Here is a 24,712-nt window from a genome sequence, read left to right on the forward strand (position 1 = left end):
CTTGTAACGATTATTCAGGACGTCACAAACTAACACATCCACACTTTAAAAACAACTTTGCCTAAAAACAGCAATAAGTCCGTCATTAATCTTACAAGAGCATAGAAAATTAGTCTTATTCAATATGTAATTAAACTCATTGTCTATTTAATAAAACCCTCAGGATAAAAGTAACATAGCAACTTCTAAAACCTTAATCTCAAAAAGCCTCGATCAATTTAGGAGTAAAAAAGAAAAGAAAATCATGCTCTACATCAGCGCATATAAGTAACAGTTATATTCTATAAAGCGGTTAAGTAAAACTATAAACAGTGAGTGTTAAAAAAATCTAGAATCCAGACTAAACCACCATTATTCGTTCTCAGGATACTTATTATACTTCATTACACCCGCAACAATCTTGAGATCTACATGATTTTCTGCTGGTGGTATAGGGCAAGAATATCGTGAATTATATGCACAGTATGGGTTATACGCTGTGTTAAAATCTATCACTATATTTTTACCATCAGGTATTTTTAGGTCTATAAAACGCCCCCCAGCATAACTTTCTTCTCCATTGCTTAAGTCTGTAAAAGGAAGAAACAAATAATCTTCATACTCGGGCTGTGTCTTTAATCCTTGATTTTGATAAATCGATAAAACATATTTCCTATCCTTTAGCACAAAACTTGCCTCTCCATATTTTACATACAATGGCTCCCTTCCTGTTGTGGTTTTCATTATAAAAGGTGTCTCAAAAGGGGTTCTAACAAACGTAGCTTGTACACAAAAGTTTGTATTAATATCGAAAAAAGACAATGACTTAAAACGTTCTAGATCCTTTGGTGTTAATGGTGAAGTTTCACTAGAACTAAACTTCTCATTTAACTCTTCCTGAAAAGACAAGATTCTTTTTATCGCTACAGAATCCTGTGCAACAGTATTTAAAACAAAAAAAAGTAATAAAAATGAAAACCTAAACACCTCTCTTTTTTTGCAAAAGTACAATTTACAATTAGTTAACTAATTTATTTAATTAAAATTGTGTAGTAATATTAGGTAAAAAACTATTTTTATCGATTAATTTACCGTCAAGCACATAGTTACCTAAAAATCAAACATTAGTTATGTCATATAAATTTGAATAGTGCCTCCAAATTTATGTAAATAATAGACCTTAATAATATGCTCAAAATTTTACTAAGTTATTTTAAATCTTTTTCGGGCTTATCAAATGAAATTTGGTGGTTGGCATTAATTACACTCATTAATAGAGCGGGTGCAATGGTAATTCCTTTCCTATCCTTATACTTGACAGATAGTTTGGATTTTTCTTTGCAGCAAGTTGGATGGATTATGACAAGTTATGGTTTGGGATCGTTCTTAGGAGCTTGGTTAGGAGGTAAATTAAGTGATCAAATCGGATACTATAAAGTAATTCTTATGTCTTTGTTCTTAACAGGGGTTTCATTTATAGTTATTCAATATTTTTCTTCTTTTTGGAGCATTTGCATTAGTTTCTTTTTTTTAATTGCCATTGCGGATATGGCTAGACCAGCATTTTTTGTAGCATTGAGTGCCTATAGTAAACCAGAAAACAAAACTAGATCATTAACTTTTATCCGATTAGCTATTAACTTAGGGTTTTCTGTTGGTCCTGCACTTGGTGGAGCTATAATTGCTTCACTAGGGTATTATGGCCTATTTTGGGTAGATGGTATCACTTGTATTATGGCTGCATTAGTCATGATCAAAACTTTACATCCTAAAAAAGCTAAAATACAGGATAAAGAGGTGGTAATTAAGAACCCCATCGCAGCACATAATGATGGTATTTATATGTTGTTTCTGTTAGCATTGGTCTTATTCGGTTTTATATTTGTTCAGTATTTTTCTACCATACCTCTATATTATAAAGAAATACACAACTTATCAGAAGAAAAAATCGGTCTATTACTAGCCATGAATGGAGCTTTGATCTTTTTATTCGAGATGCCCCTAATTACGCATTTAGAAAAGACTTCTCTCACCAAAATACGAAATGTAACTATTGGATTTATTCTTACAGGAATCAGCTTCGCTCTATTTCTAGTAACACCATGGGTAGGGATCCTTATTATTGGTATGATTATGGCAACTTTTGGAGAAATGGTTGCTTTTCCGTTTGGAAATGCATTTGCCCTTGAGCGATCTAAGAAAGGTAGACAAGGTGCCTATATGGGACTATATAGCATGTCTTTTTCGGTAGCCCATATTTTTGGTCATAATTCGGGTATGCAACTGATCAATTATTTTGGTTATAATAACACCTGGATTTTAATGACCATAATTGCAGCAATAGGTATGTTTTTACTTTATCTGGTAAAACAAAAGCTCAATCAAGAAATAAAATAGCATTGCTCTTTACGACACCATTTATAAACTTGATTGTCGCCTTAGAAATAAAAACAAAGAAAGCGTTCATTAGAACGCTTTCCTGTAATAGGGCAAATTATGTACTCTCTTTAGCTTCAAGTTATATGGGGCTTTTAACTAATGTCCTCACACTTAATTTATCCCTTACTTATATTCCAAACTAATATTTCAGGTAAATAGTATACAAAACCTAAAACATTAGACATAAATACTTATAATTGTGAGAATTACAAATCTACTATAAAAAAAAACAATTACAAAAAAATACGTCAAAAACTAAAAAATAGGTATCAAAATATAAATATATTTTCAAGAATTAGGAAGTATAAAATGTAGCATATTATAACAAAACACAAATTAACCAAACATTAAATTCATGATTACTACGTTAGGGCTATAATAAATTGAATACCGAGAAAATTAAGAATACAAAAAAAGCGTTCTTTATGAACGCTTTTATAAGTTTTGGGGCTAAATTATGTACTCTCTTTAGTTTCAAAATTTGGGGTCTTAAGACTAATGTCCTCACACTTAATTCATCCCTGATGTATTCCAAATTAATATTTTAGTTCTGTATCGTCATACAACCCAAAATGTTAATTAGTAGTATACATCAATATGTTTTTATGTTATTACAAATGAACATAAAAAAAACGTCAAACCAAAAAAAACAACGTTAAAAAACATAAATAATCGATGAAATACACATTTTTTAACAAAAACTCATTTTTAGACATAACAAATCAAAGATTATTATTAATCACGGTACGATTTAAAAAATATTTTATCAATAGGTTTCGATACGTTTATATTTAACAACCAACTAATAAAAAAACATAAATAGCTATTAGGTACTAATAAGTAAAAAGGTCATTCAGGGATTGATAATAGTATGCACAAAAAAAGCGTTCTTTATGAACGCTTTTATAAGTTTACTGGGGCAAATTACGTACTCTCTTTAGTTTCAAAATTTGGGGTCTTTAGACTAATGTCCTCACACTTAATTTATCCCTGAAGTATGTCAAACTAATATCCTAAATATGCATCGTCATACATTCAAAAACGTTAGTTTCAAACATACATCAATATATGTTTTTAAGTTACTATAAATATAATGTAAAAAAATTGTTAAACCAAAGAAAACAACGTTAAAAAACATAAATAATCGATGAAATACACAAATTTATATAAAAAAACAGTATAAAGATAAGATTTTACTCTAATCATTAACTATAAAAGGTATTACCAAAACACAAATTCATAAAATTGACTCTTGTAATAATAATTTTGTAATTAACAATAGTACTGTTATAGAAACAAAGACTTTTTAAAAAAATTATGAATCAGCATGTTATTATTCTATGCACAAGCTATTTAAACAAATACTTCTATAGATATTTTAGATGCAAGTGTGACAATTTATCTAACAACACTTTTTTCTTTGGTATTGATAACTACCTACCTGCTATTTTTAACACCTATTACCCCAATAATGGCGTTACCCAGCTTTGACCACTCTAGGAACAATGATTTCCTTCATACAAAATACGAATAGTACGATAGGTTATTATTAAAAACAAATCGCACAAAAAAACGTCTAAGTTTCTTTTAGACGTTTTTTAATCTTTCCCTGTACTCTCTTTAGTTTCCCTAACTAATGTCCTCACACAAGATAAGATGTATTTCTTTATAATAAACTAAACAAAATCTGTGCCATAATTATATTTCAACTCTTCTTAACGCTTTATTAGTAATAGGACTACTTTCTATTAGGTTTGATAATATTATATGTGTTTTTACTTCACCATAGGTAATCAATCGGTCAATGAATTCTTGTAAATGTATCTGATCTCTCAGGATGACTTCCATAATAATATTTTCATTACCTGTGATCCTGTAGCAATTCATAACCTCATCAAAATCAGAAACTTTGACCAAAAAAGGCTTCAATCTACCCATAAATGCTCGTAAAGTGATCATTGCCTTCAATTGATATCCTGTTTTTGTATAAGATACTTTTGCTACATAACCATTTAGAATCCCATAATCCTCCATTTTTTTTATTCTTTCTGCCACTGCTGGAGAACTAAGACCTACTTTTCTGCCTATCTCTGCATTAGATAATCTAGCATTTTGCTGAAGACATTTTAAAATTTCCCAATTCGTGGTATCTACTTTCATAAGTTATTTACTGTTACAAGTACAAATACTTCGTTTTTAAAACAAAAAACAAGTTTCACTTTAATTATTAAGGCAAATTAGCTTTTTTATATTAAATTAGAAAGAAAATTTATCGAAAATAGCTTTATTTTTGGATAAGGAAAACATGTATGAGATTACAACCCCGAAATAAAAGATTACATAAAAAGGCTCTAGAAATATTCAGACTTTCTAGAAATATTTCTACGTATCTTATTCATGACCTATCATCACTACAAAACAATGGGTCGGAAAATCCACATATCTATTTTACAGGTGATATCATACGGCAATCTGATTTATTAGCACTTAAAATAATTAGCGCAGAAAATCAAGCTTTTCAGGATGACCGAATTAAGCATGCTAACTCTTTGATTCATATCACTAATCGACTCTACAAAAATTGCCAGCGCCTTGAGCAGTCTCAAAGCAACGGTAAAGAATTTTTGATTTTATTACGTAAGGAATTGAGAAAATTCAAACACCTACAACGTAATTGGTTACTTACTTTATAAATTTTACAAGCTATAATTTACAATCAGGTGTATCTAAAACATATAGGTATTATTTCTACATAGGTGTAGAGTACAGGTACAACTTCACAAAACAACCATATTTTTTTGTTCTACACACACTATCTCTGATTTAAATTTAAGACACATCTTATTTTTATAAATTATAAAAATAATTTTGAACTTACATATTTCGTCGATATTGACCTCCTACTTCGAACAAAGCTGTTGTTATTTCTCCTAATGAACATTTTTTACAGACTTCCATAAGAGATTCAAAAATATTCTTGTTATTGATCGCTCTTTCTTGTAATTCGGATAATAATACAGTGGTATCTGCCGCATTTCTCTTATGTAGTTCAGTAAGCATTGTTATTTGATATTGCTTTTCTTCTTCAGTTGCTCGTATTACTTCTCCTGGTGTTACTGTAGGAGAGCCTTTAGAGCTCAAAAAAGTATTAACTCCTATTATAGGAAATTCTCCGGTATGCTTTAATGTTTCATAGTACAAACTTTCTTCCTGTATTTTACTTCGTTGATACATTGTCTCCATAGCACCTAATACTCCTCCTCTCTCTGTAATTCTGTCAAATTCAATAAGTACAGCATCCTCTACAAGGTCTGTTAATTCTTCAATAATAAAAGATCCCTGAATAGGGTTTTCATTTTTAGCCAATCCTAATTCCTTATTTATAATCAGCTGTATTGCCATTGCCCTACGAACGGATTCTTCTGTTGGGGTTGTAATCGCCTCATCATATGCATTTGTATGCAGTGAGTTACAATTATCATAGATTGCATACAAGGCTTGTAGTGTTGTTCTAATATCATTAAAGTCAATTTCTTGAGCATGTAAAGATCTACCAGAAGTTTGAATATGATATTTTAACATTTGAGCTCTTGCATTAGCTCCATACTTGTCTCTTAGAGCTTTGGACCATATTTTGCGTGCTACCCTACCAATTACTGCATATTCTGGATCTATACCATTAGAAAAAAAGAATGATAAATTTGGTCCGAACTTATTGATATCCATACCGCGACTAAGGTAATATTCTACATAGGTAAAACCATTTGCAAGGGTTAGGGCTAGTTGTGTAATAGGGTTGGCCCCAGCTTCTGCAATATGATATCCAGAAATAGATACAGAATAAAAATTACGTACCTGTTTGTCAATAAAATATTCCTGTACATCACCCATTAGTCTCAAAGCAAATTCTGTAGAAAAAATGCAAGTATTCTGTGCTTGATCTTCTTTAAGTATATCTGCTTGAACGGTACCTCGTACTGTATTTAGAGTGGTCTTCTTTATTTCTTCATAAACATCGCTAGGCAAAACCTGATCCCCTGTTACTCCCAGAAGCATTAACCCAAGTCCATCATTACCCTCGGGGAGTGCTCCTTGATATTTTGGACGTTGGCCTCCTTTTTCTTTGTATATTTTCTTGATGGTCTCTTCAACTTCTGACTCGAGGTTATTAGTCTTAATATATTTCTCACAATTTTGATCAATTGCAGCATTCATAAAGAAACCTAATAACATAGGCGCAGGACCATTAATTGTCATGCTTACAGAAGTCATAGGATGCGTCAAATCAAAACCTGAATATAACTTCTTTGCATCATCAAGACAACAAATTGATACTCCTGCGTTTCCTATTTTACCATAGATATCTGGCCTATGATCGGGGTCATTACCGTAGAGCGTTACCGAATCAAAAGCTGTTGAGAGTCGCTTTGCGGGCATTCCTAAACTTACATAATGAAACCGTCTATTCGTACGCTCTGGCCCTCCTTCTCCTGCAAACATTCTGGTAGGGTCTTCCCCTGTTCGTTTAAAAGGATATAAGCCAGATGTAAACGGAAAATCTCCAGGTACATTTTCTTGTAAACACCATTTTAGAATATCTCCCCAAGCTTCATATTTTGGCAATGCAACTTTAGGAATTTGACTTTGTGACAAGGATGCGGTATGTGTTTCTATTTTTATTTCTTTATCTCTGACCTTAAAAGAATAGATGGGATCTTTATACCTCTGAACCTTTTGTTTCCACCCTACGATCGTCTCCCAATTATGTGGATTTAGATTTAATTTTTCCTGATCAAATTGTGCGAATAAAAGATCTAAAAACACTTTTGTATTTTTATCTTTAGTTTCTTCATACACCCTACTTTGGTCGAGCCCTGATTTTGTAAGTAGTTCTTCTTCATCAACCGCCAAATTAGTCACGGATAAAATAGTTTGAAAAATACCATATAACCTTTGAGCAACTTTTGTTTGGGTCTTTACATTTTTATTATATGCTCTATTATTCTCAGAAATTTCAGACAAGTAGCGTGTACGACTCGGCGGAATTACAAAAATCTTCTCAGACATTTCTTTAGAAATCAGAAAATCTGATTTGAGAGCTGCTCCTGTTTTTTCTACCATCTTGTCCATTATCGCCTTGTAGAGCGTATTCATTCCAGGGTCATTAAATTGTGAGGCAATCGTACCATATACAGGAAGTTCCTCTTGAGGGGTATCCCACAATTGATGATTACGCATATATTGCTTCTTTACATCTCTAAGCGCATCGAGAGAACCTCTCTTGTCAAACTTATTAATAGCTACCAAATCAGCAAAATCTAACATATCGATTTTTTCTAACTGCGTGGCAGCTCCAAATTCTGGTGTCATTACATATAAGGAGGTGTCACTATGTTCTAAAATCTCTGTATCAGATTGCCCAATACCTGAAGTTTCTAGAATAATAATATCAAACTCTGCCGCTTTTAACACCTCTATAGCTTCTGCCACATATTTTGATAATGCAAGATTAGATTGTCTAGTGGCCAGAGATCTCATATAGACCCTAGGAGAATTAATTGCATTCATTCTAATTCTATCGCCTAATAACGCTCCTCCGGTTTTTCTTTTGGATGGGTCTACCGAAATGAGTCCGATAGTTTTCTCAGGAAAGTCAAGTAAAAATCGACGAACTAACTCATCTACTAGAGAAGATTTTCCTGCTCCTCCTGTTCCTGTGATCCCTAATACTGGTGTTTGAGAATTTATATTCTTCTTATGAATCTTTTCGAGAGCATCTTTTGCTATTTCTGGAAAATTCTCTGCTGCAGAAATAACACGTGCTATAGCCCCAATTTTCTTTTTTGGTAAATGTGCTACTTCTCCATTAAGTACATCCCCTATAGGAAAATCTGATTGTGCTACCAGATCATTTATCATTCCTTGTAATCCTAATTCTCTCCCGTCATCAGGAGAATAAATTCGAGTAATCCCATAATCCATCAAATCCTTAATTTCTTCAGGAAGAATTACACCGCCACCGCCACCAAATATCTTGATGTGGCTCGCTCCTTTTTCCTTCAACAAATCGTACATATACTTAAAATACTCATTATGTCCTCCTTGATATGAAGTCATCGCTATGGCATTCGCGTCTTCTTGTATTGCGCAATTAACAACTTCTTCTACACTGCGATCATGCCCCAAATGAATAACTTCTACCCCGGTAGACTGTATAATACGACGCATAATATTAATCGCGGCATCATGACCATCGAATAATGAAGCTGCAGTCACGATTCTAACTTTGTTTTTGGGTATATATGGTGATTTTTGATTCATTGATAATAAATAGAAGATTAATCAGTGCTAATTTACGAAATTCTCACTTAAAAACATTTTTAAATAAGAATTTCGTATCAAAAAACACTTCTCAACAGTATTAGTTTGATGCAGCGATGATACAACTTTGAACAATAGCATACTAATTTTTCTTAGAATTTTGTTATAGTTTCGATTTATAACACTAGAATCAAATATCTTGCAGCTTGAATACACAAACACACGTAAAATGACACTTAGATTATTAAAAAACAGGGTCTTATTCTTGTCCATACTAATAGCTTGGGGAGCAGGAATTAATAACATGAATGCTCAAAAAAATAAATCAAAAAAACAGGGCAAAGAACAAGAAAAAACGAAAAAAGAAAAAACTATTGAAGAACTTACTAAGAGTAGTAAGAAACTCGAAGGGCTTTTTACCATGTATCGGGATACGATAACAGGAGTTACACATATGCTCATCACTGAAGATCAAATTGACAAGGAGTATATTTATTTTAGTCAAGTAGCAGATGGAGTTAGTGATATAGGTATGTATGTTCGTGGTATTTACTTAGATTCTAAGGTTATTAAAATCAAGAAACATTTTGATAAAATAGAGTTTATTGCTCAAAACTCTTCATTTTATTTTGACGCTAATAACGCTCTGTCAAAATCTGCTGAGGCAAATATTAGTGCTGGAGTAATGTCTAGTATAAAAATTGCTGCGCAAGATCTTAAAAAGGGAACATATCTTATTCCGTCTGATGACCTCTTTCTAAAAGAGACGTTTGAGCAAATAAAGTATCCAGATCATCCAAAGTCATCTCCTTTTGACTTTAAACTAGGTAAATTAAGTTCAGAAAAAACCAAAATTGATGCTATCAAAAGTTATCCTGAGAATGTAAATGTAACCAGTCATTACGTTTATAATAACGCATCGGTTCTTAACCCAGGTTCTGAAGCATTAAGTGATGGTCGCAATGTTACTATAAAAGTGGAGCACAGTTTGATTGCACTTCCAAAAAATGAATACCAACCAAGGTATGATGATCCAAGGATTGGTTATTTCTTTACTCAAGTTACAGATATGACTTCTGCTAGTGTCACTCCTTATAAAGATTTAATTCATCGCTGGAATCTCATAAAAAAAGAACCTAATCTATCTGTATCAGAGCCAAAAGAACCTATTGTATGGTGGATAGAAAACACAACCCCATTAGAGTTTAGAGAAACCATTAAAGAAGCTGTTTTAGAATGGAACAAAGCCTTTGAACAAGCTGGGTTTAAAAATGCAATTGTTGTTAAAACACAACCAGATGATGCTACTTGGGATGCCGGAGATATTCGCTATAATGTTTTAAGATGGACTTCTTCTCCTGATCCTCAATTTGGAGGTTACGGACCAAGTTTTGTGAATCCAAAAACAGGACAGATTTTAGGCGCGGATATTATGTTGGAATATGTATTTCATACCAATCGAGTGAAATATAATAAATTATTTAATCTACATGGTAATGAACAAAAAAAACAAGTTAATGTGTCTCAATTAAATTACCATAACCCTCAGTTTTGTTCATATAGCCATACGCTACAAGAAAATATGATATTCGGACACACTGCATTACTAGCCTCTGGAGCCAATGAGAACGAGATGAAAGGCATGAAAAGAGAAGCTATGAAAGAATTAATAATGCATGAAGTGGGTCATACCCTTGGTTTAAATCATAATATGAAAGCTAGCCAGCTTTTTACTCCTAAGCAACTTAATGATCCTGAATTTATTAAAGGAAAATGTCTAACAGGGTCCGTTATGGATTATTCGGCAATCAACCTTATTGGTACAGATCAAACACAAGGGCCGTACTACTCAACTACTGTAGGACCCTATGATAAATGGGCTATTCAATACGGATATATGCCTACCGAGACAAAAGAGCAACTGGAAAAAATTGCTAATCAATCAACCCAACCAGAATTGATTTTTGGTAATGATGCTGATGATATGCGCTCTCCAGGAAAAGCCATAGACCCCCGGGTTATGACAGGTGATATGTCTAATGATCAGATTACATATTCTATAAATAGAATGAAGCTTGTTAATACTTTAATGCCAAAAATAAAATCTAAATTCAATATTAAAGGACAATCATATCAAGAACTTAGACAAGCATTCTACATATTAAGAAGTCAGTATAGAAGAGCGGGAGATGTTATCTCTAGATTTATCGGAGGCGTGTATGTTGACCGAAGTATGATAGGGCAAGATAGTAGTAGAAAACCCTATACTCCTGTATCATATGCGGATCAAAAAAGAGCGATGCAAGCTCTTAATCAATATGTTTTTGCGCCAAATGCATATGATGCTCCAAGTGACTTGTATAATTATATCGCTATGCAAAGGCGAGGGTTTAATTTCTTTTTTGCTACCGAAGATCCAAAAATTCACAATTTGGTTTTAGGACATCAAACTCAAATTTTGAATCACCTTTTACATCATAACACCTTACAGAGAATAATTGACTCAGAATTATATGGAAACACATATACGCTATCAGAGTTTATGACTGATCTTAATAATGCAATCTTTGCAGCTGATAGTTCTGGATCTATAAATACGTATAGACAAAACCTTCAGTCAGAATATGTGAAAAAATTAATTTCGATCCTTGAACACCCAGAACAAGAAACTTTTTCAAAAATTGAATACCCAAATGCAGCAAAATCTATGGCTCTTTACAATTTAAAGAAAGTAAAAACTCTTGTTTCTAATATGTCAGGAAATACCTTGACAAAGGCACATAAAGACTTCCTTAAAACATTAATAAATAATACTATCAAGGATATCGAATAAATTAAACTACCAACTATTATAAATATGGTCGATTTATTAAAGAATCGGCCATATTTATTTTGTAGATAATTCAAAAAAAAGAACATTCCTTTTTCAATAAATTAAAAACTAAAAAAAAGAAGCACCTTTAGAAAAAAATATTACAGAAATCCCATCAATAATAGTAAGTTTATAGCTGCAAAACATTAGTCATAATGAAAAAAACAACCTTACTTATTAATTGCCCAGATAAAAAGGGAATTATTGCCACCGTTACCAACTTCATTTTAGCAAAAAAAGGAAATACTACATATATTGAGCAGCATGTAGATAGAGAATTAAAAGAATTCTTTATGCGATTAGAGTGCGAGTTTGATGATGATGAAGAAAAGCTTGCCAAATTCAAAGAATCCTTCAACGAACAGGTTGCAGAAAATTATGGCATGCATTGGGAACTTTATAATGCAGAAAAAAAACCTAGCATGGCTCTTTTTGTTTCAAAATATGATCATTGTCTTTATGATATTTTGGGTAGATATGCCTCGGGAGAATTAAAAGTAAAAATTCCTATCATTATAAGTAATCATGAGGATCTTAGATCTATTGCTGATGCTTTTAATATTCCGTTTGAGTATATTCCTGTTACAAAAGACAACAAAAAACAAGCAGAAGACCAGCAACTTGCACTACTTAAAAAACATAAAGTTGATTTTATTGTATTAGCAAGATATATGCAGATTCTTTCTCCAGATTTCGTTGATAAATTTCCAAACAAAATTATTAACATTCATCACTCCTTTTTACCTGCATTTCCTGGAGCAAAACCATATCACTCAGCGTACGCAAGAGGAGTTAAAATTATCGGTACAACCAGTCATTATGTTACTTCTGATCTAGATGAAGGTCCGATCATTGAGCAAGAAGTGGTAAGAGTTTCTCATATTCATAATGTTAAAGACTTTATTCTTAAGGGACGAGATCTTGAAAAAATTGTACTCTCTCGTGCTATAAAGCATCATATAGAAAGAAAAGTATTAGTGTATAACAATAAAACTGTCATTTTTTCTTAATGTTTTATACCTAAAATAATGTCGTTTCTTTTTTGAAATGGCATTTCATCGAAAACATTTAACTTTTACAGAGGTAATCAAAATTAATTGTATCAAAAAAATGAAATTTGAATTCATCTGTTTATATTTAGAGTATTGATCATTAAAAAAACTAAAAAAATACAATCTCAAATCCGACATATATCATGAAGCAAATTCTTATTATTTTCTCTATACTTCTATTATCAAGCTGTGCAGAATTACAACAAGTGGTAAATAGTTTACCACAAAGTACCGGAGGTTCTGTTCTCAGTAACCTTGACATTGCCAATGGTCTTAAAGAGGCACTAGATAATGGTATTGACAAACAAGTTTCTAAACTTACGCTTCAGGATGGTTTTTATAAAAACCAATTAGTAAAAATTCTTCTCCCGTCAGAATTACAAAAAGTGGATAAAACTTTACGTGATGTCGGACTTGGTAGTCTTGCCGATAAAGGGTTATTAATTCTTAACCGTGCTGCCGAAGACGCTGTAAAAGAAGCTACGCCCATTTTTGTGAATGCTGTTAAACAGATGACATTTAATGATGCAAAACAAATACTTTTGGGAAGTGACAATGCGGCTACTTCATACCTAAAAACTAAAACTAATACTCAATTATATCAAAAATTTAACCCGGTTATTAGTAATTCATTTTCTAAAGTTGGTGCTGATAAAATATGGTCTAGTATTATTAACAAATACAATGCTATACCTCTTACTAGTAACGTAAATCCAGACCTTACTGATTATGTCACTAATCAAGCTCTTAAAGGTGTATATACGATGATAGCTGTTGAGGAGAAAGATATTCGAACCAAGATTAATTCAAGAACCAGTACATTACTTAAAAAAGTATTTGCCTTACAAGATTAGTAGATTTTATTGAGAGTATCTAACTTATACTCGCAATACTATTATACATCTACACTAACTTGTTTATATGACCGAAACTATATAAACTGAAAGTATATATAGCTATAAGTCTTATTAAAATTAGTACTTGATATTATTTTCAGCTTTCAATAGTTTTATAAGCTTAAAAGCAACTAAAATATGCTAACAATCTAATATTAGCTGCTTTTAAGCTTATTAACACGGTAAAAAACTACATTCAATATTTCTTACCAATCCTTTTTGCAGTCTAATCGTTCACAGTTTCTATGTTCGGATATGACTCTGTATATTGATAAATTTTTAAAATTATAACAACTTTATACAATGTTAACTCCTCATTAAGAAGTACATGCTTTATTATCTGGTATTTTTGTACTACGTATTAAGAAAACGATAAATATGTTTATTTGGTCAAGAAACAGAAGTGAATTACAGAAATTGCAGGATACGTATTGCAAATTAATGAAGTCTTCGTATAAAATATCTCTAAGGGATAAAAATAAAAGTGATGAGTTGCATAGGAGAGCAAATCAAATTCTTAATCAAATTGAAATATTAAAAACTACTCAAGAGTAGAGTATTGTTTAAAACCTTGCGATAAACGCTATTGATTCTTTATTAAAGACCTCTGGTTGCTCAACATTTACTACATGTCCAGAATTTTTGACAACAAACAACTCAGAAAATTTATGATTAGACACTATTTTTTCTATTGATGGTAAAAAGAGGTAATCTTCTTCACCCATAAGGTATAAAATAGGAATATTAATATCTTTTGCTCTAAAAAACCTAAGTAAAGGATTAATCTCTGATGTCAATCTAAACCAACGAACAAACTCTTTTTGGTATAATTTTTTTGCCTCAGTTACGAAAAGTAATCTTGATTTTTTATGATTCTTTTTAGGCATTATTATAAAAGCAAAAAACTTATATAATAACATATAGGGTACCACTGATTTAAAAACCACTCCTAATTTCATCAAAATCTGAGATCTAAGATTGAGTTTCATAATCGCGCCTCCCATAATCATGCTTGATACTCTATCAGGATATTTTTCTGCTAGGTTCCTAATCAGAATTGTTCCTAGTGATATTCCTATAAAATGAGATTTCTGAATTTTTTCTGCATTAATTACCTCGACAATATCATCTGTTATAGAATCAAATGTATATTTAGAGTTGAAAGCATCTTTAAGAATTGGCTTAGAATTACCATGTCCTCTTAAATCTAGAAGTAAGACATTAAAATGTTTCCTGAATTCTCTAACCTGCTTAAACCAGATAGAAGAGCTACCTCCTGCCCCATGGACAAAAGTAACCCATTCGGTACTTTTCGTATGATTGTATACAGAATAATTAAGCAATACTCCTTTTGTTTTGATACACCAAAAATATGAACTTATTTTAGATAATGAACACACTTAACAGGATTTATAGAAATGTTTATCATCCTTCTCTTTATTGTTCTATATATTCTCTCAGTTTTGTAAAGTATGTAAATGCTTCTAACATTCGTGACCCATACCAAGAAAAGTATTCTCCATCAACTAGAATGATTTTTGTATTCGGACATATGTTTTGAAACTCCTTAACATGCTTTGGTGAAAAGGGGTACGGTTCTGATGAAAGCATAATAACATCTAAATCTTCAATTGTTTTCAATGTTTCTACAGAAATTTCAGGATAGCGAACTTCGTCTGCAAAGACATTAACAAAACCATTGATAGTTAACATATTATCTATAAACGTTTTGCTTCCTGATACCATATACGGTTTTCGCCAAATAAAGTAAGCCACTCTCCTTTTAGGAAGAGGAGCAATAAACCTATCAAACACAAGTCTTTCTGTCTCTATCTTAGAAACCATGGTACTTGCCTCTTCTTTCTTATCAAACAATTTACCATATAACTGAATCAGCTCTACTGATTCTGATAATGAAGAAACATCAGACACATGCACAGGAAATTCATTTTGTAATTGTTCTACAATTTCTTTAGTATTCTCTTCTTTATTACAAAGAATAATATCAGGTTTAAGACTTTTTATCTTTTCAAAATGTATTTTTTTTGTACCTCCCACTATTTCCTTGGTTTCTATGATCCTCTCGGGATGAACACAAAATTTAGTAATCCCTACTAGACTATCTAATAACCCCAAAGCAACCACTAATTCTGTTTGAGAAGGAACCAAAGAAATGATACGCCTTGGGGTATCTTTTATCTTAAGTTCTCTACCTAATTGATCAATATGCATCATATATAAAATACTATTCTACCCAAACATCAACGATTCATAAATAAATCATAAATACCTATTAACTAGGTTTTTAAATTATGAATTGTGAGAAAAATTCCCTATATTAGGTATTATTAATCTAAATTTTTGGGGCTATGGATTCAACTATACTAAATGTTGTTATTTACAGTATTATAGGACTTTTTGTTGTCGGAATGGCATATGGATTATATGGATATGCAAGACAAGTGTTTAACGCAAACCGACGTTAATTCTATTTTTTTCAAAAAGGGGCAAAAGTATAATTATTAATATGAAATACTGTTGTCCCTTTTTATTTCTAAAGTGTTTTCTCTTTTAAAATAACTTCCATTTGCTTTTGTAATGTCAAAGCACTATCTGCTGCTGCTTGTGCATAGTCCTCTCCTTGAGAAGCATAAATAATACCTCTTGATGAATTAATTAATAACCCCACATCTTTATTGATGCCATACTTACAAACATCATGTAGGTTACCTCCTTGCGCTCCTACTCCTGGGATCAATAAAAAACTATCTGGAACAATCCTTCTTATATCTGCCAAGTATTCTGCTTTTGTTGCCCCCACAACATACATTAAATTTTTAGAATTTTTCCAGGTTTTTGAGATTGCTAATACCTGCTTATAAAGTGCTTCTCCCTCAATATCCTTTGTCTGAAAATCGAAGGCACCTTGATTTGATGTAAGTGCCAATAATATTGTATGCTTATGTTCAAAAGCTAAAAAAGGTTCTACCGAATCTTTACCCATATATGGGGCGATTGTAACAGAATCAAATTCTAAATCTTCAAAAAAAGCTTTGGCATACATCGTACTGGTATTACCAATATCTCCTCTTTTGGCATCCGCAATAGTAAATATCTCTGGGTAATTCTCATTAAGGTACTTTATAGTTTTTTGTAATGATTTCCAACCTTTGATACCATATGCTTCATAAAAAGCCGTATTCGGTTTATATGCTACTGCAAACTTATGTGTTGCATCAATAATTGCTTTATTAAACTCAAAAATCGGATCTTCGGTTTTAAGAAGATGTTCTGGAACTTTATCCAAATCTACATCTAAACCAATACATAAAAAAGAGTTCTTTTTGTGTATCTGTGCTACAAGTTCTTGAGTTGTCATATGTTAGTATTGATTTTGTATTTATTATTCTTTTCCGTCAACATAATCCTGCAAATATGTATATCGTTTGGTTAATTTACCGTCTCTAGTTATTCGTGCTCTTTCTAAAATTTCATCTTTATCGTTATTAAAAAATGCAGGAATCACGTGTTCGAGAAACATTTCCCCAAACCCTTCACTTGCATCCTTTGGTAACTCACACGGTAGATTATCTACCGCCATGACAACAATAGCTTCAGTATCTTTATAGCTAACCTCTGTTTCTGTATGAGGGTTGTACCCGTATATAGGGTCCTCTATCGTAGAAGATCTTATGGTACTAGCTACTGGACCATCAATATCACAAGAAATATCTGCTACCAATCGAATCGCAAAGTCTTTGGATTTTGCGTCTTCACGCGAAAATATAAAAGGTGCACCATCTCCAAAAAAGTGTCCTGCAATATACATATCGCTCACTTTTGCAAACTTCATAAAATCTCCTTCATAATCTTGAGGGTTTACATAAAAATCCGTTTTTCCCAGCACTTTACCATCTTTTCTTTTATTGTAATCAAGGACATCTATCTGAGTATATACGGCACTATCAAAAGAGTTTTGCAGAAATTCTTCTACAGAGACTTCTTTGATTCCCATTGCATCTAGGATTTCTTTAGCACCTCCTCCTACTTTACCTTTTCCTGTAAGTACAATTTTTATACTAGGTATTTCTATTTTTGATAATGCTTTCTCTAATGCATTTTGATCAGACAATTCACTGGCTTTAGGAAGGTTAAATCCATCATATGCCAATCCCCAAGCTCTAAATGCATTGTAGGCACCTACAATCCCAGCATATTTACCAAAACCAATTAATCTAAATCCATCACTACCAATAATTGTCTCGTGATCATACAATTCTATATTTTTATCAAGTATTGCTTTAAGCAATTTTCTATTATAAGGCTGTTTTTTGATTGTATGCGAAAAGAAAAAATACTTTTTTTTAGGCAATAATGCTGATAAAGGAACTTCTTTTACCCCTATTAAAACATCACAATCTTCCATAGAATCGGATACCTCAATACCAATCGTTCTATATTCATTGTCATCAAAGGTTCGAACTTCGGAAGGCTCTACTATAAAAGAAGCTTCAGAAAAACGTTCTTTAGCTGATTTAATACCTTTTGGAGAGAATACCACACGATGATCTGGTGGATTTTTTCTTTCTTTAATAACACCGAACTTTATCATAGGGTTTGGTATATTTTTTGTTAATTTGAAATAGCGGCTAAAGATATGACAATTATAATTATATTTGCCGTCCATTTTAAGGGTTCCTTGAGAAGAAATTTAATTTCTCTGGTATTGAAAACCTTATCTTTTGGCATTTACCAATTAATAGCGGGGTCGACTGGTTTTGACAGCGAGATTAATAGAGTGGTAAGCACGCCGAGCTACGAAGTTAATGCTCGTTAATCTATTACTTCACTTTTTTAAACGGCGAGAATAACTACGCCCTAGCTGCATAATCTGAATTTCAGTAAGATAGTGCCTCGGTTCACAAGGTGAACAAGCAGGATACCTCTCAAAAGCCTTGGTTTACGGCGATTGATTATGAGGTATCGTAAAAGTAAACCTAAAAAACATAGGATCTTGATATGTTTTTGAAATCTAATTGAGAATAAGCGATAGGTTGGCGGTTTTTGGTCTTTCTTATCGACGAAAATTAAACAAAAACTAAGCGTGTAGAAAGCTATTGTATTACTTGTTTGGACGAGGGTTCGAATCCCTCCGACTCCACAAAAAACTCCCGAATCATTAATGATTACGGGAGTTTCTATTTTTGACCAACAGTTATTATTTTCAGATTAATACTGTAACTATAGTAGTCAACATAATAATACCACGAACATGAATCGTCTATATTTTTATTTTGCATTCAATAGTTCTGTAATATCATTAGGAATTGGCATACACCTTAATGGTGGAACATTTGCTCCTCCTGTATTACCCCGAGGAATATGATTAATAAATGATTTCCAACCACCAACAAGTAACCTAATAATTTGACCGAATACTTCTTTGGTATCTTTTTTTCTTAACCCAAATTTTAGCATTAGCCAATGTGAATAGGTATGCTCTATGGGGTAAGATTGGCCTATAATATGGCTTCTTTCCAAATAGTGCCACGCAATATCATACTCTTTATTGATTAGATGGTAACGATAACAAATCAACTCTTTACTATAGGCAATTTTAAGATGCCTCGGTATTTTTATATTAAATCTCATAATCACTAATTTTATATAAAAATAGTTCAATAGTTAGTGCAATAGAAGTGCATTTATTGCCCGCTACATTTATCGCAAATTCCTTTTACAACCAAGTTTACATTTTCTGAAACAAAACCATCTGGCACTTTTATCTGGGGTATTTTATGCTCTGTTAAGCAAATGGTTTCATTGCAATTGTTACAATGGAAATGTAAGTGTAAATCGGTTTTTATATCACAGCTACACCCCTGTTCGCATAATGCGTATTTGGTAATACCCGTACCATCGTCTATTTGATGTACAATATCCTTTTCTTCAAAGGTTTTAATAGTTCTGTAAAGCGTAGTTCTATCTACTTTTTCAAAAGTGTTTTCTATATCACTTAAAGTAACCGCCACCTCTTTTTCTACAAGAAACTTATAGACCAACAAACGCATTGCTGTAATACGAATATCTTTTGATTCTAATAATTGTTCTATTGTTTCCATAACTAATCGTGGTCTTCGTTTCCGAATGGTTTAATAATAAGCCCTACACTAAATATAAACCCATCTGTAGGCGCATAAATCTCCGGAAAAACCGGATTCTCATGAGGTGGCAATATCAAAGGCGAAAACCTACTCTGTCTTCTATCGGTAAAATTCTCAAAATTCATAAATACGCTACCTAACTTAAAATTACGCATTAACAATAACCCCATAGTTACAAAATCTGTGGTTTCTGTCCCGTTTGATAAAAATTGTTTTCCCGTGTAATAAGTTTCATAACCTATTCGCCATTTTTCGGACTCATACATCAGCACACTACCTACATTATGCTTTGCTGTTAAAGGCTTTTGCGGTTTACCTGCTAAGTAATTTAATCTTGTATCAATTAAGGCATAATTCAAAAACCACTTAAAATCTTTATAAGAAAATTTAATATTGGTTTCGGCTCCTTTACTAATGATAACATCATTGGCATTCTCAAACTGAAAAAAATCATTATTTATCGAATTCAAAAGTAGAGCATCATTAATTACGGTTACATAAAATAATTGATTTATAGAAAAGCCTACCTCATTAGATAAATGTGTTTGATAATTCATATCGAAATTAACACCGTATGAGCGTTCAGAATCTACTGCCGTTTTATCTATGGCAAGAATATTTTCAAAATTGATATATTCTGCCTCCTCTGTAAATATATCAGGTATTTTGTATCCTAAGCCACCGCCAATCCTACTAGAAAATCCATTGTTATCTTTATATAACAATGAAATTCTTGGTAATGGAAAGAAACCAAAATCGTTGTTATAATCTATTCTTAACCCTGTTTCTAAAATCCAATGATCTGAAATATCATATATGTTATTTGCAAAGGCACCAAAGGTTACATCTTTTTGGTCTCGTTGTAATGGCATATTATCATTTTCATCAAAATCTAAGGTGTATAGGTTTCCTCCAATTATCCAATCTGTTTTTTCTGATCCTTTATGATAAGTAATTTCGGTAAACGAATTCGTTTGTTTACCATCAAAATTGAAATCGGGAACAGTTAGGTTTCTATCAAAAAAGGAAATGCTATTTTTAAACTGTAATGAGCTAGTAGCATCTAGTTGCGTTTCATAAACAAATTGACTACTTAAACGTTTTGAATTATTCTCTTCGGTATATTGATGAATTCCTTCTTCTCCACTTTCAATTTTAAGAATATCCCCACCAATTCTATCATCATAGATTCCGTTCAATCCAAACCATATGGTGGTTTTTTCTGATGGATAATAAAATAATTTAGGATTCAATGAAACTGATTTTGTTTGTGGTAAATTACTAAAACCATCACCTTCAGGGTCGTATTCTTTTTGATAATGCCCAGAAGCATAGAGTAAAAAACCAAAATTATCATTTCTTTTGCTATAAAAAATATTTGATGTACTTCCTAAAGCATGGGTTTGAGTGAGCATAATATCTAATGTAGGTTCTTTATCAGGTGTTTTAGATACCATATTTACTAACCCTGCGATAGCACCACCCCCATATAAAGTAGAAGAACTACCTTTTATAATTTCGAACTGCTTAAGATCTAAAGGTGGTATTTGCAATATGCTTAATCCACTCGAAAAACCACCATAAAGCGGAAAACCATCTCTTAATAACTGTGTATATCGTCCATCTAATCCTTGAATACGAATATTAATGCTACCACTACTTAAAGAGGTTTGTTGCATTTGTATTCCTGTGCTTTCGCGAAGTACCATAGAAATATTGGTAGGATTCATTAGAGTTTTTTCTCCTAATTCTTCTGCTCCAATAAACTCAATGCGAGTAGGTATCTCTTTTACCGTTCTTGTGCTACGAGTAGATTGAAGCACGACTTCATCTAATTCATTACCATCTTTTTTAAGTTTAAATATCAATTCTATTTCGCTGGGTACTCGAATGGCCTTTTCTAATGTTTTGAAGCCTAAAAAAGAAATCATCACTTGATATTGACCATTAGGTATTGCTGTAAAGTCTACAATACCATCAGAATTGGTAACTAATCCTTTTTCTAAAACGCCAAAATAAACTGTGGCACCCATCAAAGGTTCATTTTCTGAATCTGTTATAACTTTTATACGTATATCAGATTTTTGTGCCTGTAATGACAGGCATAGGAATAACATGAGCTTTAAGCCCAATAAATATTTATTCATTAAAATGTAATTATAATTAACTAAAAATTGATTTAAAATCGTTTTATTTTAGCCAATTATCTTCGGTGGTTGCCAAATATTAGAGTGAAAGTCAAACCTATAAATAGGCTCATAAGTTGATATTAAATGTGTAGAAATTTTGGTGTAAAATATGAGTTCAAACGTTGCTAATGGCTCATAAGTAATTGACATACCACAACAATTACAAATACAAGTTATAGAACAAGAATCATCATTATGTTCTTCTTCATGATTGTGTCCTATACTCGATTCTTCATGATTTGAATCTTCAAAATGTTGACCATCAGAACAAGGTTTTGCTGATAAAGCAAAAATTATAAGTGCTAATATGGTACTTAATAATTTCATTACTTCAAAGATATTAATTTTTAGATGCAATGGTTGTGCAAAAGATACCGAAAGTTTACTTAAAAATATCTTCAATGGTACTGCTGACAGAAAAAATCTTATAAATTTTTAGAAAATTTTGATAAGGAAAAATCAAAAGTACTTCCTTCATTGAGAACCGACGTAACACTTATTTGCCCTCCCAAATTATTAACAATCTTTTTTACAGAAGCAAGCCCAATCCCTGTACCCATGTTTCCATTACGATCTGCAACCCCAACAACCGAGAATAATTCAAAAATTTTATCAATATATTCTTTTGGAATGCCATCAGAATTATCTGTAACAGAAAAATTATAGAAATCATCGTCTTCAGAAATTCGTATCTCAATCTTTATATCTTGCTTTGAGTTGTATTTAATAGCATTGGTAACCAAATTAATTAAAATTCGCATCAAAGCAGATTTATAGGTGTAAATTTCTTCTATATCGCTCTTACATATTAAATTGATAACATGCTCTGTGTCAGTAATATTTTTTAGTTCTTCTATAAGTGAAGATATTTCTATGGTTTCTTTTGCTGCCTTGAGTAAATCATCATTTTTATAAAACCTTAAGATTCCGTCGATATAATCTTTTAAGGAATGTGAGGATATTTTTAGATACTCTAAATATTGCAAAGACTCTTCATTTAACTTATCCTCATTACTATCTTTTAATAGTTCTGTAATCGAAATTATATTTGCAAGAGGGGATTTGAGGTCATGAGAAACTCTACTTGCAAATTTTTGCAAATCTTCGTTTCTTTTTCTTAATGTTTCTTGAAATTTAATAAGTTTAAAATTCTGATATCTTTGCTCAAAAAGACTAACCACTTGTTTTGACATTGCCAAAAGCGCATCTAATTGCTTTTCACTAAGCTTTCTTGGCTTATGATCGTAAACACATAATGTCCCCAATTTAAAACCATCAGAATCTACCAAAGGGGCGCCTGCATAAAAAATGGCTTTATAATCAGTAACCAGAGGGTTTCCTTCAAAACGATGATCTTTTCTTGCATCTTCAATAATCGTGATTGGTTCTTCAGAAAGAATAGTATGACCACAAAAAGATATATTTCTAGGTGATTCATTAAAAGGAACACCATAATGTGATTTCAGAAAATTACGCTCTTTATCCAATAGCGTAATTAATGAAATCGGAACATCACAGATATAGGACATTAAGGAAGTTATTGTATCATAATCATCTTCTGCCCCTGTATCTAATAACTGATATTTTTCAACAGCTATCTGACGTTCTTTTTCGTTATGCGGATATTCTGGTGATATCATGTAATAAGCCTCGTTATAATTTAATAACTTTTAAATTAATAAAACGACTTATCGAGGTTACTCGTTTTATTAATTTAGATTATTTATTTAAATACATTTTACTATTTATATTGCCACTAACTCAATGTTATATCTTCTTAATTAACTCCTGCAACAAAGACGTATTAAGCTAACGTTTTAAATAAAAAAACGTTCATCGTCTAGAACCTGTTTTACATTATAACAACCATCATACATACCTCATAAAGGATCCAGAAATTAGTCATATAAATACCATAAACATTACATACTTACAAATTAATAATTCTTTTTCACTATCACCAAAGAAATCATTGAATTATAATAAAAATTTAAAATATTGACTAACAACACTTTAATCTACAAAATTTCAGACACTTATATTTTAGTAAATAAGACAGTTTTTTTTATTGAACCTCTATTAATAATTAACATATACGCACCTACTTCTAAACTTTCTACATTAATAGATGAGACATCTGCACTTAAAGATTTCATAAAAACCTTCTTCCCTTGCATATCAATAATTTCAATAGAATAATTGACACTTTCTAATCCAGAAATACCTAACTCCCCTTTTGTAGGAATAGGATATACTCTTATCTTTTCGAAGTCAAATTTATTAGAAATTTGCTCATTTTCATCTATGCATTCTGGAGTCTCTGAATTGTTATTAAATAAAATAACGAAATTTTCATTTTTAGTTAAAGAAAAGTATTTTCAAAATTTCATTGCTGACACCATTAGTTTTCTTTAGTAAGGATTAAAAGCAATTAAAACATATACTTCTTAAGTAATAACGTATCAAAATAAACGACTAATCTATCGTAACGAAGATACTACATAAATAAGAGAGCTTTCTATCAAAAATGATTATGTCTATTAACAAAACTAGAATTTGTAGAATTTTAATTAGTATTCGGTAAAACCGAACTCCTAATTTCTAAATCAGGAAGAAAATACTTTATGCAAAGTGTATCACAATTAACAAGTAAAAAAGTAAATACCTGATATACAACCTCTTTAAATCAGCTAATAAATAAAACAAGATAATGATGGGTTTTGACTAAGATCCTGACTCAATATAAATTAAGCGTAAACACAAAAGAACTCTCAAAAAAAATAGCTGGCCCCCAACCTTA

19 protein-coding genes and 1 other RNA gene are annotated in these 24,712 nt (G+C 31.8%); 7 read left to right on the plus strand and 13 right to left on the minus strand.

The features are described from left to right. Positions 1-351: 351 nt before the first annotated feature. Positions 352-966, minus strand: a complete 615-nt coding sequence (locus tag DZ60_RS0111615) for a DUF1684 domain-containing protein (protein ID WP_025742239.1) — start codon at positions 964-966, stop codon at positions 352-354. Between the two features lie 201 nt (positions 967-1,167). On the opposite strand from DZ60_RS0111615, the gene DZ60_RS0111620 reads away from it, so the two are divergent. Then, positions 1,168-2,376, plus strand: coding sequence for an MDR family MFS transporter (locus tag DZ60_RS0111620; protein ID WP_025742240.1), 1,209 nt, complete (start codon positions 1,168-1,170; stop codon positions 2,374-2,376). A 1,740-nt stretch (positions 2,377-4,116) separates the two neighbouring features. Here DZ60_RS0111620 and DZ60_RS0111625 read toward each other — a convergent pair. After that, entirely contained in the window at positions 4,117-4,578 is a 462-nt protein-coding gene (locus tag DZ60_RS0111625; protein ID WP_025742241.1) for an Lrp/AsnC family transcriptional regulator, read from the minus strand. A gap of 149 nt (positions 4,579-4,727) precedes the next feature. Here DZ60_RS0111625 and DZ60_RS0111630 point away from each other — a divergent pair, with 149 nt between their 5' ends. Then, positions 4,728-5,111: a hypothetical protein gene (locus DZ60_RS0111630; RefSeq protein ID WP_025742242.1), complete on the plus strand. Its 384-nt coding sequence runs from the start codon at positions 4,728-4,730 to the stop codon at positions 5,109-5,111. Positions 5,112-5,292: 181 nt separating this feature from the next. Here the strand turns inward: DZ60_RS0111630 and DZ60_RS0111635 are convergent, their stop codons facing one another. After that, positions 5,293-8,739 carry a methylmalonyl-CoA mutase family protein gene (locus tag DZ60_RS0111635; RefSeq protein WP_025742243.1) on the minus strand — a complete coding sequence of 1,149 codons (3,447 nt, stop codon included), beginning with the start codon at positions 8,737-8,739 and terminating at the stop codon, positions 5,293-5,295. A 229-nt stretch (positions 8,740-8,968) separates the two neighbouring features. Here DZ60_RS0111635 and DZ60_RS0111640 point away from each other — a divergent pair, with 229 nt between their 5' ends. From DZ60_RS0111640 to DZ60_RS25745, 4 genes are all read left to right on the plus strand, one after another. Then, positions 8,969-11,572, plus strand: a complete 2,604-nt coding sequence (locus DZ60_RS0111640; protein WP_025742244.1) for a zinc-dependent metalloprotease — start codon at positions 8,969-8,971, stop codon at positions 11,570-11,572. 194 nt (positions 11,573-11,766) lie between these two features. Next, on the plus strand, positions 11,767-12,621 hold the full coding sequence (purU, locus tag DZ60_RS0111645; RefSeq protein WP_025742245.1) for a formyltetrahydrofolate deformylase: 855 nt from the start codon (positions 11,767-11,769) through the stop codon (positions 12,619-12,621). A gap of 185 nt (positions 12,622-12,806) precedes the next feature. Further along, on the plus strand, positions 12,807-13,517 hold the full coding sequence (locus tag DZ60_RS0111650) for a DUF4197 domain-containing protein (protein ID WP_025742246.1): 711 nt from the start codon (positions 12,807-12,809) through the stop codon (positions 13,515-13,517). Positions 13,518-13,937: 420 nt separating this feature from the next. Beyond that, positions 13,938-14,114, plus strand: coding sequence for a Lacal_2735 family protein (locus tag DZ60_RS25745; RefSeq protein WP_152537418.1), 177 nt, complete (start codon positions 13,938-13,940; stop codon positions 14,112-14,114). 8 nt (positions 14,115-14,122) lie between these two features. Here the strand turns inward: DZ60_RS25745 and DZ60_RS0111660 are convergent, their stop codons facing one another. The 4 genes from DZ60_RS0111660 to DZ60_RS0111675 all read right to left on the minus strand — a co-directional run bounded on the left by DZ60_RS0111660 (position 14,123) and on the right by DZ60_RS0111675 (position 18,168). After that, positions 14,123-14,902: an alpha/beta fold hydrolase gene (locus tag DZ60_RS0111660; RefSeq protein ID WP_025742247.1), complete on the minus strand. Its 780-nt coding sequence runs from the start codon at positions 14,900-14,902 to the stop codon at positions 14,123-14,125. A gap of 94 nt (positions 14,903-14,996) precedes the next feature. Further along, positions 14,997-15,794, minus strand: coding sequence for an ABC transporter substrate-binding protein (locus DZ60_RS0111665; RefSeq protein ID WP_025742248.1), 798 nt, complete (start codon positions 15,792-15,794; stop codon positions 14,997-14,999). A 319-nt stretch (positions 15,795-16,113) separates the two neighbouring features. After that, the gene (pyrF, locus tag DZ60_RS0111670) at positions 16,114-16,938 is read right to left on the minus strand and encodes an orotidine-5'-phosphate decarboxylase (RefSeq protein ID WP_025742249.1); all 825 of its coding nucleotides are present in this window, start codon (positions 16,936-16,938) and stop codon (positions 16,114-16,116) included. Positions 16,939-16,962: 24 nt separating this feature from the next. Next, a complete protein-coding gene (locus DZ60_RS0111675; protein ID WP_025742250.1) occupies positions 16,963-18,168 on the minus strand; it encodes an NAD(P)-dependent oxidoreductase in 1,206 nt (401 codons plus the stop codon). Positions 18,169-18,323: 155 nt separating this feature from the next. Here DZ60_RS0111675 and ssrA point away from each other — a divergent pair. After that, positions 18,324-18,723, plus strand: a transfer-messenger RNA (tmRNA) gene (gene ssrA, locus DZ60_RS24695). Positions 18,724-18,848: 125 nt separating this feature from the next. Here the strand turns inward: ssrA and DZ60_RS0111680 are convergent. The 6 genes from DZ60_RS0111680 to DZ60_RS25750 form a co-directional block, all read right to left on the minus strand. Continuing rightward, positions 18,849-19,211 (minus strand): DUF3703 domain-containing protein, encoded by a 363-nt coding sequence (locus DZ60_RS0111680; protein WP_025742251.1) that lies wholly within the window; start codon positions 19,209-19,211, stop codon positions 18,849-18,851. 53 nt (positions 19,212-19,264) lie between these two features. Continuing rightward, on the minus strand, positions 19,265-19,681 hold the full coding sequence (locus DZ60_RS0111685) for a Fur family transcriptional regulator (RefSeq protein WP_025742252.1): 417 nt from the start codon (positions 19,679-19,681) through the stop codon (positions 19,265-19,267). Positions 19,682-19,683: 2 nt separating this feature from the next. Then, complete coding sequence (locus DZ60_RS0111690) at positions 19,684-21,870, minus strand: TonB-dependent receptor (RefSeq protein ID WP_025742253.1); 2,187 nt, start codon at positions 21,868-21,870, stop codon at positions 19,684-19,686. Positions 21,871-21,918: 48 nt separating this feature from the next. Further along, positions 21,919-22,314 carry a DUF6660 family protein gene (locus DZ60_RS0111695; protein WP_241448740.1) on the minus strand — a complete coding sequence of 132 codons (396 nt, stop codon included), beginning with the start codon at positions 22,312-22,314 and terminating at the stop codon, positions 21,919-21,921. 23 nt (positions 22,315-22,337) lie between these two features. After that, positions 22,338-23,552 (minus strand): sensor histidine kinase, encoded by a 1,215-nt coding sequence (locus DZ60_RS0111705; protein ID WP_025742255.1) that lies wholly within the window; start codon positions 23,550-23,552, stop codon positions 22,338-22,340. A 396-nt stretch (positions 23,553-23,948) separates the two neighbouring features. Continuing rightward, positions 23,949-24,254, minus strand: coding sequence for a T9SS type A sorting domain-containing protein (locus DZ60_RS25750; RefSeq protein ID WP_081740481.1), 306 nt, complete (start codon positions 24,252-24,254; stop codon positions 23,949-23,951). Positions 24,255-24,712: the final 458 nt, after the last annotated feature.

Source organism: Aquimarina pacifica, from assembly GCF_000520955.1.
GTDB classification, from domain to species: Bacteria; Bacteroidota; Bacteroidia; order Flavobacteriales; family Flavobacteriaceae; genus Aquimarina; species Aquimarina pacifica.

Coding starts and splice junctions, on each gene's coding strand:
- DZ60_RS0111635 (WP_025742243.1), bottom strand. CDS start 8,739: ATGAATCAAAAATCACCATATATACCCAAAAACAAAGTTAGAATCGTG.
- DZ60_RS0111650 (WP_025742246.1), top strand. CDS start 12,807: ATGAAGCAAATTCTTATTATTTTCTCTATACTTCTATTATCAAGCTGT.
- purU (WP_025742245.1), top strand. CDS start 11,767: ATGAAAAAAACAACCTTACTTATTAATTGCCCAGATAAAAAGGGAATT.
- DZ60_RS0111630 (WP_025742242.1), top strand. CDS start 4,728: ATGAGATTACAACCCCGAAATAAAAGATTACATAAAAAGGCTCTAGAA.
- DZ60_RS0111690 (WP_025742253.1), bottom strand. CDS start 21,870: ATGAATAAATATTTATTGGGCTTAAAGCTCATGTTATTCCTATGCCTG.
- DZ60_RS0111640 (WP_025742244.1), top strand. CDS start 8,969: ATGACACTTAGATTATTAAAAAACAGGGTCTTATTCTTGTCCATACTA.
- pyrF (WP_025742249.1), bottom strand. CDS start 16,938: ATGACAACTCAAGAACTTGTAGCACAGATACACAAAAAGAACTCTTTT.
- DZ60_RS0111705 (WP_025742255.1), bottom strand. CDS start 23,552: ATGATATCACCAGAATATCCGCATAACGAAAAAGAACGTCAGATAGCT.
- DZ60_RS0111680 (WP_025742251.1), bottom strand. CDS start 19,211: ATGAGATTTAATATAAAAATACCGAGGCATCTTAAAATTGCCTATAGT.
- DZ60_RS0111665 (WP_025742248.1), bottom strand. CDS start 15,794: ATGATGCATATTGATCAATTAGGTAGAGAACTTAAGATAAAAGATACC.
- DZ60_RS0111685 (WP_025742252.1), bottom strand. CDS start 19,681: ATGGAAACAATAGAACAATTATTAGAATCAAAAGATATTCGTATTACA.
- DZ60_RS25745 (WP_152537418.1), top strand. CDS start 13,938: ATGTTTATTTGGTCAAGAAACAGAAGTGAATTACAGAAATTGCAGGAT.
- DZ60_RS0111625 (WP_025742241.1), bottom strand. CDS start 4,578: ATGAAAGTAGATACCACGAATTGGGAAATTTTAAAATGTCTTCAGCAA.
- DZ60_RS0111620 (WP_025742240.1), top strand. CDS start 1,168: ATGCTCAAAATTTTACTAAGTTATTTTAAATCTTTTTCGGGCTTATCA.